Source organism: Sporosarcina sp. FSL K6-6792 (assembly GCF_038004885.1).
Lineage (GTDB): Bacteria > Bacillota > Bacilli > Bacillales_A > Planococcaceae > Sporosarcina > Sporosarcina psychrophila.
On the sequence record NZ_JBBOSA010000001.1, the window covers coordinates 200166 to 212405 of the forward strand.

Below are 12240 nucleotides of genomic sequence, written 5' to 3' on the forward strand. Positions count from 1 at the left end.
TAACTTCATGTTCTTGCTGGAATTCGTATGGTTACCGTCGTGCCTACTCCGAGCGAGCTATCAATCTCAATGCCATATTGATCACCAAAATAGTACCGTATTTGATCATGGACATTTTTAAGCCCGATATGTTCTTCGGTTAATGTACTGGAGGATTGTGCAAGGCGATTTTTCAAGTATTGTAGTTGTTCTTCATCAATACCGACCCCATTGTCACTCACCGTTATTAGCATATCCTGGCCGGAAAAAACAGATGAAACTTCAAGTATTCCAGCTCCATATTTACGCTCTAACCCATGGACAATACCATTTTCGACAAGAGGCTGAAGGGAGAAATGCAAAAGTCGTATAGATTCACTAGTTGGAGCTAAGTTTTCGACGTACTGAATTTTATCTCCGAATCGCATTTGTTGTACTTGGATATACAGGCGAATGTGGGTCAATTCTTCTTCCAATGTGATTGTTTCTTTCCCACTTTGGATATTAATTCGAAATAACTGTCCGAGTACCCCAATCATTTCAGCAATATCCCGTTGTTTGTTTAACACCGCTTTCATTTGAATCGATTCAAGTGCGTTAGCTAAAAAGTGCGGATTGATTTGACTTTTTAGCGCGCGGTAATGTGCTAGCTTTTGTTGAGCTTTTAACACAGAGGACCGTTCAATGTAATCTTGTATGTCCGTGACCATTTTGCTAATTCCCTGATAAAGTCCGCCAAATTCATCCTGACGTTTGCTAGTCAAGTTAACATCGAATTTTCCGCGACCGATTATTTTCACTTGCCTACTTAAAAAGATAATTGGTTCAGTTACACGTATGTATAAGATCACCATAAATAACATAGCCATACCAATCGAAAAGAAAGCTAACCCTAAAATAACTTTGCGAAGCATTTCCGCATGCTTAGTCATTTCCTGTTCTTCTATATATTGAATAACTGTCCAGTCTGAGTAGGGAGAAGTGACAAAATTAAAAAATGAATTAACCCCGTCTACCGGTGCGTAAAAATTTCCGGATTCCTTATTTGAATCGGAAAGGAAAGGCTGGATAGCGGGTTTAAATGTCATATTGGAGTCGATTTGATCTAGGTCAGAAGCGTAAATAACACTGCCAAGAGGATCCAAAATAACGAAATTCCGATTATGATTTTCTGATAAATTTAGGATGTTACGTAATGAATCTAAACGGATATCAATAAGCAAAACACCTAACGGTTGTCTGCTTCCATTTTTATTAATTACCCTTGCGATTGATATCACTGATTCATTGGAATTTACCCTATTAAATGGTTGGTGAGTACCAAATAAGACGATTCTACCTTTTTGATCAATGGTTTGTTTATACCATTCTTCGTTTGTTAAGTTACTCACATCGTAAACGGATTTTTTAAGTGTCGAATAAAATACATGGTCACCTATATAAATTTGGACGCTGTCGACATTCTCAATGGTTATTTCAATTGTACTGATAAAATGTTCAATCGCATTTTCGTATTCTAAAATTTGAACATAGTCTCGTTCTGAGTCATCTCCTTGCCAATTTTCAAGCGCATTTTGTAGTTTACTGTCCATCTGTGCAGTAAGCGCCCCCATCTCGATGCTCTGCAAATATTGATCGAAATTAAAAGATAGATTATTAAGAATGAGATTCGAACTATTTTGATACTCTTTTTTAGCTGATTGAATTGAAAACATGTAAATCATTACGGATAAAATCAGCAGCGGGATGGTAATCGTCAAAATCATAAGGACAAAAATTTGATGATTCACATGTTTAAATTGGAAAAATGGTAAGAAGCGCTTCAATTGTTTCATAATATCATAGCCTTAACTGTTTTCTATATTCTGTTGGTGTCATTTGGGTAACACTTTTAAATACTTTTACGAAATGTTTATAACTTTTATACCCACATAAACTTGCCACGTCGGCGATGGAATGTTGCGACACCTTCAGGCATTGTAGCGCATAATTAATTCTTATTTCGCTTACAAAAGTCATGTAGTTTTTATTTAATTTTGTTTTGAATAGCCGACTTAAATAAGAAGGATGATAAAAGAAATGTTCGGCAACCATATTGAGTGTTAATTCTTGATCCAAATGCAGTTTGATATAGGACTCTATTTTTTCGAAAAGTTGAAGGCCTTCTTCGGGCGCAATTCCAACCCCTTGATTTGTACCTGGATCTGTCAGCCGTTCAAAAGATTGTGGCATCAGCTGCTTTAGGCGTATTTTTTCTAAGCAATTTACAATAACTGAAAAACTTTTTTCGTATTGCAATGGTTTTAGTAAATAATCATATACACCGCCATAATGAATGGCTTTTTGCGCGTACTCGAATTCATTGTGGCCAGTCAAGATAATAAAAAGGGTATCGGGCAGTTTTGATCGGAGCTGTCCAATCATTTCAAGTCCATCCATTACAGGCATACGAATGTCTGTAATCACCAAGTGGGGGAGCTCGATTAAAGCTCTATCCACTCCGTCTTTCCCGTTTTCCGCCTCAATAATTGTATGGACCCCTAACTCTTTCCAATCGAAGTACTGTTTTAATCCAGAACGTATGAGAGGTTCATCCTCAACAATCATCAATTTGTACATCGTATTCCCCCAAAAATGATTTGATAGTAGTTGTTGTTTTTTAGGAATGTGTTAAAAGACCTCTAAATTTCTATTACTTACTTAAACAGCCATTTTGTGAATCTATTTTAAGTGTACACGATAAAAAAAGTTTCCCCAACAATAAATTGGGAGAAGATTCAAACAGGTGTGGAGGTTAATCTTTAATGGTGGCGTAGTGAAGTTGGAATTATTAAATAATTTTAAGGGGTATGGAGCATTTATGTCAGAATAGGGCTATGAATGTAAAGTTCATGGGATTGTCATGTCTGGTTATTGACTTTATGCTTAAAACAGGAAATGAAAGCGCTTCACCACTATTTCCGGATATAAAAGGAGGGGGAGATATTATGCGAGGTTCGAAAAAGGTTTCTGTCTTGTTAGTTATAATGGCTCTTGTATTATCACTATTTTTGGCCGCTTGTAGTCAAGATACAGCTAAGGAAAGCGAAGGTGGCAAAGACACAGACAAAAATCCAAGTAACGAAAAACAGGTGGAAATAACGTGGTGGAATTTCCCGAACTTCCAAGCTTTAGATGGAGAAGTAGGTAAGTATGAGAAAGAAATTATTGCCGCTTTCAATGAAAAAAATCCAGACATTAAAGTGAAGTTAGAGATGCTTACTTTTGAAGGTGGACCTGAAAAGCTGAATGTAGCAATCGCTACGAACACAGCACCAGATATGATCTACGACGCTCCAGGGCGGATCATTGATTGGGGTAAGAAAGGGTTACTTGCACCACTAAATGACATGATGCCAGATGATGTGAAAAATGATATATCTCCAGCGTTAATGAAACAATCGATGGTTGGAGATCAGATTTATATGTATCCATTCAATACAGGGCCATTCATGATGGCTGTCAACAAGACTTTATTTGAGGACATTGGCGAACTTGATTTGCTACCATTAGATCGACCAGATCGGACATGGACTGTAGCGGAATATGAGAAAGCGTTACATGCAGTTAAAGAAAAGGCTCCGGGTATCATTCCATCTGGTTTCTATGCAAAAAGCGTTGCGGGAGACCAAGGGACACGAGGATATATTACTAATCTAGGAACTAGTCGGTTTTTGAATGAAGACTATAGCGCTGTTGCGATTAACTCAGAAAGCGGGATTAAAGGGCTTGAATGGGTTGTTCAAGCTTCAAGAGATGGACTGGTGGCACCGGGCGCTGCTTCATTAGACGCTGGGGATCATAATGATTTATTCTTGCAAGGTAAAATGGCATTTGCTATTAACTATTCTGCTGTACTTAAATCACTTTTTGCTCCAAATAAAACAGAGGACTTTGAGGATGTTTTACTTCCTTATCCAACACCGGATGGATCTGATCCGAAGCTTGAACCATTTCTTGGTGGTCTAGCAGTCTTTAATAATGATGACGATAAAAAAGCTGAAGCAGCAAAGAAATTAGTTGACTTCATCGTGAACGATCCTGAATGGGGCGAGAAAAACTTGATTCAAACAGGAGGTTTGTCAGCGCGGAACTCAGTTACAGGCCTTTATGAAGGGTCTGAGTATGAGTATTCAGAGCTGGCACGTAAATTCATTACAGATCCACCAACGATTGCAGACGGCTATGCAGAAGTGCGTACTTTCTGGTTCCCAGCACTGCAAGAAGCAATCCTTGAAACGAAATCAGCCAAAGAAGCGTTAGATGAATTTGCGGAGAAGTCCAATGCCGCGATTGAGAAAGCGAAAGCAGCGAATAAATAAAGTGAAGAGGAGCAGCATTATTTATTCGCTGCTCCTTTCCATAAAGAATTAGATTGGGGTGAAACAATTGTTAGCTACCATTCGTAAACCAAACAAAAACAAATTACGTGATTGGATGATGAGTTATTTGTTTTTATTACCTGCATTAACATTTTTCCTCATTTTCGTTGTGTATCCCATGCTGCGAGGAATATACATGAGTTTTTTCGATTACAACATTACGAGTTTTGAATTTATTGGATGGGATAATTATGTAACTCTTTATCATGATAAAACGTTCCATAAATCTATGATTAATACAATTGTACTTGTTGCAGTTGCTGTTCCTATCGTTATTGGTTTTTCTATTTTTGTAGCGATGTCCATCTATAAGAAAAGTGAATTTATAAGATCATTTTGTAGGGGGATATTCTATCTACCTGCTGTAACCTCAGTGGTGAGTGTTACTGTCGTATGGGGTTGGATCTATCATCCTAACTTTGGAATCCTAAATTATATTACTAGTTTTTTTGGAATAGAGCCGGTCTCCTGGCTGGGAGATCCTAAAACAGCTTTGATGGCGATTACAGTTATATTAATCACGACTTCCGTTGGACAGCCAATTATTCTGTACGTTGCTTCACTAGGTAACATTCCAACTACTTATATTGAAGCAGCCCAGATTGATCGAGCAACACCGTGGCAAATTTTTCGGAAGATTATATGGCCGTTACTAATGCCGACAAGTTTATATGTGATTGTCATTACGACAATTAATTCGTTTCAGTGTTTCGCTCTCATCCAATTGCTAACCTCTGGAGGTCCAATATATAGTACATCGACCGTGATGTATGGCGTATATCAACAAGCATTCCTACTTGGTAATTTTGGCTTAGCTTCTGCAATGGGTGTCATTCTAGCTTTAGTAATTGGAGTGATTTCTATCATTCAATTTAAATACTTAGGCAATGATGTTGAGTATTAGGGGGAGGGAAACGTCGTGAAAGTACAATCCCAGTTAAACATGAAGAAAAAGTTTAATCGATCTAGTAATAAAAAATGGTTTCGTGAATTAAGCGCATTCAAAATAATAGCTACTCTATTACTGATTCTCTCTGCACTATTCTTTGTTTTTCCGTTTTATTGGATTATCACGGGGGCATTCAAAGCTCAAGTTGTTGCGATAACGATACCACCAGAATGGTTTCCACTAAAACCAATATTGGATAACTGGGTAACACTATTTAGTAATCCGGTTTGGCGCTGGACATTTAATAGTTTTTTTATTGCAAGCAGTGAAATGATTGCAGTCTGTTTTGTAAGCGCTACAGCGGGCTTTGTTCTAGCTAAAAAAGTATTTCCTGGGCGCAAGCTGATCTTTATTGTACTAATTGCTGCAATGGCACTACCTAAACAAGTTATTCTTGTTCCATTGTTCACAATGCTAGCGGATTTCGGATGGGTAGATACATATAAAGGGTTAATCATTCCGGCAATCGGCTGGCCATTCGGTGTATTCCTTATGAAACAGTTTTCTCAAACGATACCCAATGAACTGTTGGAAGCTGCAAAAATAGATGGCTGTGGTGAAATTCGTACGTTTTGGCATATTGTTCTTCCGATGCTTAAACCAGCTCTAGGTGCTTTAGCAATCTTTACGTTCATGTTAAGTTGGAACGATTATTTCAGTCAACTTGTTATCACTCGTTCGACGGAAATGATGACCCTACCACTAGGTATTGCTACGATGCAGGGTGAGCATAAGACTGATTATGGGGTCATGATGGCTGGAGCAGCACTTGCATCTGTACCGATGATTGTCATATTCGCATTGTTCCAAAAGTCCTTTACACAAGGAATTACGATGGGCTCAGTCAAATAAACACCCGCTTCGTCGCTCGGCGAAAGGCTGCCTCTTGTAGAGCGCCTTCGCTCAGTTTACATAGATAGTCAAGAGGGGAGAAAAGAATATGTTACTTGATAAGTATAAAGGAATTATTCCAGCATTCTATGCTTGTTATGATGAAGCAGGAGAAATATCACCAGAGAGAATTAAAGCGTTAGCGATTCATCTTTATGAAAAAGGAGTACAAGGTCTCTACGTTGGTGGCAGTTCGGGGGAGTGTATTTATCAAAATCTTGAGGAGAGAAAGGCGACATTGAAATATGTTGCCGAAAGCCTGAAAGGGCAACTTACGTTGATCGCCCATATTGGTGCACCATCAACAAACGAAAGCGTTGAATTAGCGAAGTACGCGGAAGAATTAGGGTATGATGCGTTGTCTGCTATACCGCCAATTTATTTTCAACTGCCTGAAAGTGCAATTGAAAAATACTGGACGGAAATTATGGATTCAACGGACCTGCCGTTTATTATTTACAACATCCCTCAAACGACCGGATACAATCTTTCCATTAATTTACTCAAGAAGTTAGTGCAGAACGACAAGCTAATTGGTGTGAAAAACTCTTCGATGCCAGTCATGGATATTGAAAGATTTAAAGCGGCAGCACATGAAGACTTTATTGTTTTTAATGGTCCAGACGAACAATATGTATCCGGAAGGTTAATTGGTGCGGATAGCGGGATTGGCGGAACTTATGGTGTGATGCCGGAGTTGTTCCTGAAAGCGGAAGAATTTGTATCAGCCGGGAATTTCTCAGAAGCGCGGAAAATTCAACATGACATTAATGATATCATTATGGCATTATGTTCATTGAATGGTTCAATGTATTCCGTTATTAAAGAAATCTATAAACTAAGAGGTGTAAATATTGGTAGCGTTAGAGGCCCATTAGAGCCGGTATCTGGAGACGATATTGAGAAAGTTGAAGGTATTAAGACTAGGATTGACGAAGTAATAATGAACTATCAGACTCAAAATTAAAATGTTGGCGGTGGACAAATGAAACCAATTGTATTGAATTCAGAAACGATTTTGGGCGCTATATCACTTGAAAAAAGTGGAGGTCTTATTAGTCCTTGGAGAATTTTTCATGAAGATAAAGATTTTTATACGCCAAATCAACTTAACCGAACAGCAGAGATACCTGCTGGCGTTCGAATAACGTTTGAAACAAACTCCCCAACGATTAAAGTGGAATTTGCAGCATCTGAAGTTGAAGTAGAATTCGATGTTGTGATTGATAGGGAATTAGTGAAAACGATAATCGTTAATCCTAAGGATACGTCTTTTACAGTAGATGGTCTTTTAGCAAGTAATAAAGTTGTTGAAATTTATTTATCGCAACGACAAAAAATGGCCGTAAGGAATGTTTATATTGCTGAAGAAGCGAATTGGAACGCTCACCCTTCTTTAAGGAGGAAATGGCTGGCTTATGGGAGTTCCATCACTCAATGCCAGGCGGCAGAAAGCCCTTCACAGACATGGCCGGCTATTTCTGCGGCCGAATTAGATATGGATTTAACTTGCCTAGGATTCAGTGGACAATGTCAGTTTGAGCCGATGATCGCTAGGACGATTAGGGATACGCCTGTTGACTTCATTTCCCTTTGTGCGGGCATAAATATATACGGTGCAAACAGTTACAATGAACGAACATTTCAAGCGATTATCATTGGATTCATAAAAATTATTCGTGAAAAACAGTCGACTGTTCCAATTGTTTTAAGTTCTCCTATTTATGGAGCATTTAGAGAGGGAACTCCTAATCTAGTCGGCTTTACGCTTATTAAGATGAGACAACAAATACAAGAAATTGTAGAGATATTTAGAAGAAATGGTGATAATCATCTTTTTTATGTGAACGGGTTGGATATCCTTGGGGAAGACCACGCCGGCTTACTACCGGACGAACTTCATCCGAATGCAGAAGGCTATAAGCTGATGGGGCATAATTTTGCAAATGAGTTTAAGGAATTTTTTAAATGAAAGCAAGGTTAGTGGAGGTGTATCTAACTGAAAACTAAAGCGGAAACTTTTACTGCTATAGAACATGAACTAATTGTTTCTTGTCAGGCACTTCCAGAAGAACCAATGCACAGTCCATTTATAATGGGGAAAATGGCATATTCCGCAATGAAGGGCGGGGCTAAAGGAATTAGAGCGAATAGCGTTGAAGATATTAAAGAGATTAAAAAAAATGTGGAATTGCCGATCATTGGCATCATTAAAAGTGTTTACGAGGGATCTGATGTTTTCATCACACCAACCCTAAAAGAAATAGATTTACTTTATCGAGAAGGTGTGGACATTATTGCGTTAGATGCAACTAATAGAATCAGGCCGGATGGTAAACTCATAAGCGAGGTTTTCCCTACTATTCGCGAAAAATATAGTGATCAACTATTCATGGCTGATTGCTCAACGTATGAAGAAGCGAAAGAAGCTTATGCATTAGGATTTGATTGCCTAGGAACAACACTTAGTGGCTATACCGACTATACGCGAGGGACAAGTTTGCCGGATTTAAAGTTAATTGAGAGGCTAGTGAAGGATTTTCCTATCCCGATTATCGCAGAAGGCGGTATTTGGACACCAGAACAACTTAAGCGCGTGTTCGAACTAGGGGCTTACTCTGCTGTTGTTGGAACAGCAATAACAAGACCTATGGATATTACAAAAAGGTTTGTTGATGCTATTAAATGAGAGATATTTATTGAACAGTAAAAAGGAGCTAAAACCATAGCGGTTTATAGCTCCTTTTTTGTGTAGGTAACCCGTGGCGGTGATAATACGGCAGATGACGGTCATAAGTGTGCCTATGGCGAGCATAACGAGCTCTATGCCGGTCATAATCAGATGGCCGGTCGCTTTTACAGCAAGAAATGCCTTGAATCTGAGGTGCAGTAACGTATTTAGTTAATTGTTTGTTCCTTCAGGAGTGAATCAAACGCGATGCTCTTTGTAATTGTGTATTTTTGCGATATGCCCTAACTGAGTGATTTCTTCGTCAGTCGTTTTTTTCTCGTAAGCGATGATTGAATCGAGCAATTGCTCAGTTGTGCGCGCACCAACGAGGGCTGACGCTACTGTTTTATCATGAAGGGCGAAAGCAATTGCCGCCGCGTGAAGGTCTTCTGATTGTTCACTCAGCGCTTGGACTGTATGTGTTAATTCACTCGCATTATATTCGACAAATCCATTCGCTTTTGCAGCTCTTGATAAACCTTCAGATGTCAAAAAACCTTTGGCAATGGTTCCACGCGTAATAACAGAGGCACCGGCCTCGTGGATCGTTGGAAACCATTCTTCTGGTCTGCGGTCAAGCAGGTTATATTGCATCATGACAGAGACTGCTGAACTAGTATCCAAGAATCGCTTAATAACATTCGGACGAATCGAAGAAATGCCATATTGACGAATAAGTCCATCTTTTTTTAAGCTTTCAAATGCATCAATTGTCTCCTCCACATTGTCTTCCATTGTCCCGCCATGAAGCTGGTAGACATCGATATAATCTGTGTCGAGGCGAAATAGACTCTGTTTGACTGCCTCCATAATATGCTCTTTTGAAGAATCCCATGTCCATCCTTCACCATCCGGATTCATCTTATTGCCGGCTTTCGTCGCAAGGATAATATCATTCCGTCTTCCTTTTAACGAAGACCCCAGAAGTTCTTCATTTTTACCGCCATTATACAAATCGGCTGTATCAAAGTAATTGATGCCTGAGTGAATCGCAGCGTCGACGATGTTTTTCGATTCGGTTAAATCATCTGGCAGTGACATACATCCGAGTCCGATTTCGGAAATGTATAGACCGCTTTTACCCAATTCTCTTTTCTTCATGAAAGCACCCCCTGTTTTGTTCATGGTACAATGACGTCACACTATTATCCATAAAAAGGAGTCGGAAACGATGAATAAATATGAAGAAAAAACAATTTCAGGTGAAACACTTTATGAAGGTAAAATTATCACACTGCGTGTTGAGGAAGTGGAACTTCCGGATGGTAAGAAAGCGACACGTGAATTGATCAAACATCCGGGGGCAGTTTCCATCATTCCGATTACTGCTGATGGAAAAATTGTACTCGTTGAACAATATAGAAAAGCGCTGGAACGTACGCTGATTGAAATTCCAGCGGGGAAAATTGATCCGGGAGAGGAACCGGCAGTGACGGCGGTCCGCGAACTGGAAGAAGAAACGGGATACGGCGCGAAAGAATTTACTTATATCCAGTCCTTTGCAACGTCCCCTGGTTTTGCAGATGAAGTAATTCATATGTATTTAGCACAAGATCTATATAAAATCGAAAACCCGGCAGCGGGAGATGAAGATGAATTCATTGGACTACTAGAAGTGACACTCGAAGAAGCGCAAGAAATGGTTGTGTCAGGAGAAATTTTCGATGCAAAAACTGCGTTCGCTGTTCTTTATGCCAAAAACCTTTTAACAAAGTGACCTAATTTTGAACGGACAAGCATATGTTGTATAAGGTGACACTTCAATCGATGGGGGAAGTCTTATCCCCCCGCGGATTGAGGCAGGACTCAGACTTATTACGCCGTGTTCTATGGCAAAAAGGAGGGATGAATTTCAATCCCTCTCTTCTGAGTGACCGACAGGGAGGAATGAAGTGCAATTCCTCCTCGTTGGCCCGAACCAATCGGGCTTTTACGGACAGTTGACCCCCATTTACGTTTATTCTTACGCCAAAACTTAAATGGGGTTCTTTTGACGTACTACTGCCGATGATGCCACAGGAAGTGGTGTTTCTAGTCGGCTTGTCCGTCACCGTTAATGCAGGATAAACTATGCGGAGGTGAAGCTTTGGTCCGTTCTTTATCGTTCATCCACTTATTTGTCATTCTTGCAATTGGCTTTATCGGTGGAGCGCTCTTATTTCGCGAGATGCCTACAACTGCGGTAGAGAGGGTAGTTACATTTTATGATGCTCGGGTCGTTCTAGGTCATGATGCAGGTTATATAAAACCTGTGGGTATGGCAGCACTCTTTTTTATCATTGCGTTTATACTGGCGATGTTTAGGAAAACAAGATTCACCGTATTACTTTTCGGAGCAGTGAAATGTGTTCTTTTCGGATTGTCTTCTTCCTATTTACTAGCTTCAGGCACGAAAATAATGGCTTATTCAATTTGGTGGTTTCCGTTTCAGTTTCTTATTTGTTTTCTGTTTTTAGTGTATTGCGCAATCCTAAGTCCACCTTATTTTATGCGTTCAACGATGGGGAAAGGCCCTAATACACGCGCATTACCGATGATTGTCGGCATGTCGATTGCCATACTTGCTATCGAAATTATCGTCTTTCAATTCATTTTAAAGTAGAATATTTTCGTCTTTAATTATCTGTCTGCTCCCTTTCTGTTGTCATAAGGAAAGCCCATTTGTTATAATGGATACAGTTTGAGGGGGGCGTCGTATGGAGAGCCGAATCGATCGGATAAAAAAACAATTGCATGGGGCCAGCTACAAGCTGACACCTCAGCGCGAAGCGACGGTTTTGGTCCTCCTTGAGCATGAGGAAGATCATCTGAGTGCTGAAGATGTATTTTTGCTAGTCAAAGAGAAAGCACCGGAAATCGGGCTTGCTACCGTGTATCGTACGTTGGAATTGCTGACAGATCTTAAGGTAGTCGATAAAATCAATTTTGGTGACGGAGTATCGAGGTATGATCTGCGGCAGGAAGGTGCTGCCCATTTCCATCATCATCTTATTTGTATCGAATGTGGAACAGTGGATGAAATTCAAGAAGATCTTCTCGGAGATGTCGAAAAGATTGTTGAAAGTCGCTTTGAATTCGCTATTAAGGACCATTGGTTAACGTTTCACGGTATTTGCAAAAGGTGTAAATCGGATGTAGATGAAAGTGAGAAGTGAGAAGAGGGATGGCATAATGCTGTCCCTTTTGTCGTTGGATAGGAAATTATAAAATTCTAGGCCTGTAGAAAACCCGCGGAAAAGCTATTCCACGTTCAGACTCCAGCACTTTTG

12 protein-coding genes are annotated in these 12240 nt (G+C 39.7%); 9 read left to right on the forward strand and 3 right to left on the reverse strand.

Annotation, left to right across the window (positions count from 1 at the left end; all coding sequences use genetic code 11):
• Positions 1 to 5: 5 nt before the first annotated feature.
• Together MKZ26_RS00860 and MKZ26_RS00865 are read right to left on the reverse strand one after the other, a co-directional pair.
• Positions 6 to 1814, reverse strand: coding sequence for a cache domain-containing sensor histidine kinase (locus tag MKZ26_RS00860; protein ID WP_340763867.1), 1809 nt, complete (start codon positions 1812 to 1814; stop codon positions 6 to 8).
• Positions 1815 to 1818: 4 nt separating this feature from the next.
• The gene (locus tag MKZ26_RS00865; RefSeq protein ID WP_340763869.1) at positions 1819 to 2598 is read right to left on the reverse strand and encodes a response regulator transcription factor; all 780 of its coding nucleotides are present in this window, start codon (positions 2596 to 2598) and stop codon (positions 1819 to 1821) included.
• Positions 2599 to 2966: 368 nt separating this feature from the next.
• On the opposite strand from MKZ26_RS00865, the gene MKZ26_RS00870 reads away from it, so the two are divergent.
• The 6 genes from MKZ26_RS00870 (at position 2967) to MKZ26_RS00895 (ending at position 8929) form a co-directional block, all read left to right on the forward strand.
• Entirely contained in the window at positions 2967 to 4340 is a 1374-nt protein-coding gene (locus MKZ26_RS00870; protein WP_340763871.1) for an ABC transporter substrate-binding protein, read from the forward strand.
• A 67-nt stretch (positions 4341 to 4407) separates the two neighbouring features.
• Positions 4408 to 5304 (forward strand): carbohydrate ABC transporter permease, encoded by an 897-nt coding sequence (locus tag MKZ26_RS00875; protein ID WP_445683392.1) that lies wholly within the window; start codon positions 4408 to 4410, stop codon positions 5302 to 5304.
• Between the two features lie 15 nt (positions 5305 to 5319).
• A complete protein-coding gene (locus MKZ26_RS00880; protein WP_340763873.1) occupies positions 5320 to 6201 on the forward strand; it encodes a carbohydrate ABC transporter permease in 882 nt (293 codons plus the stop codon).
• An 88-nt stretch (positions 6202 to 6289) separates the two neighbouring features.
• The gene (locus MKZ26_RS00885; protein WP_340763875.1) at positions 6290 to 7207 is read left to right on the forward strand and encodes a dihydrodipicolinate synthase family protein; all 918 of its coding nucleotides are present in this window, start codon (positions 6290 to 6292) and stop codon (positions 7205 to 7207) included.
• A gap of 18 nt (positions 7208 to 7225) precedes the next feature.
• Positions 7226 to 8212 (forward strand): SGNH/GDSL hydrolase family protein, encoded by a 987-nt coding sequence (locus MKZ26_RS00890; protein ID WP_340763877.1) that lies wholly within the window; start codon positions 7226 to 7228, stop codon positions 8210 to 8212.
• Positions 8213 to 8239: 27 nt separating this feature from the next.
• Positions 8240 to 8929, forward strand: a complete 690-nt coding sequence (locus MKZ26_RS00895) for an N-acetylmannosamine-6-phosphate 2-epimerase (protein WP_340767587.1) — start codon at positions 8240 to 8242, stop codon at positions 8927 to 8929.
• A gap of 240 nt (positions 8930 to 9169) precedes the next feature.
• Here MKZ26_RS00895 and MKZ26_RS00900 read toward each other — a convergent pair whose 3' ends face one another.
• Complete coding sequence (locus MKZ26_RS00900; protein WP_340763878.1) at positions 9170 to 10072, reverse strand: aldo/keto reductase; 903 nt, start codon at positions 10070 to 10072, stop codon at positions 9170 to 9172.
• A 70-nt stretch (positions 10073 to 10142) separates the two neighbouring features.
• Between MKZ26_RS00900 and MKZ26_RS00905 the strand changes: the two genes are divergently transcribed.
• The 3 genes from MKZ26_RS00905 (at position 10143) to fur (ending at position 12126) form a co-directional block, all read left to right on the forward strand.
• Complete coding sequence (locus MKZ26_RS00905; RefSeq protein ID WP_340763880.1) at positions 10143 to 10688, forward strand: NUDIX hydrolase; 546 nt, start codon at positions 10143 to 10145, stop codon at positions 10686 to 10688.
• A gap of 369 nt (positions 10689 to 11057) precedes the next feature.
• Complete coding sequence (locus MKZ26_RS00910; protein WP_067210496.1) at positions 11058 to 11573, forward strand: hypothetical protein; 516 nt, start codon at positions 11058 to 11060, stop codon at positions 11571 to 11573.
• A gap of 94 nt (positions 11574 to 11667) precedes the next feature.
• Positions 11668 to 12126, forward strand: coding sequence for a ferric iron uptake transcriptional regulator (gene fur, locus MKZ26_RS00915; protein WP_207151760.1), 459 nt, complete (start codon positions 11668 to 11670; stop codon positions 12124 to 12126).
• The last annotated feature ends 114 nt before the right edge of the window (positions 12127 to 12240 follow it).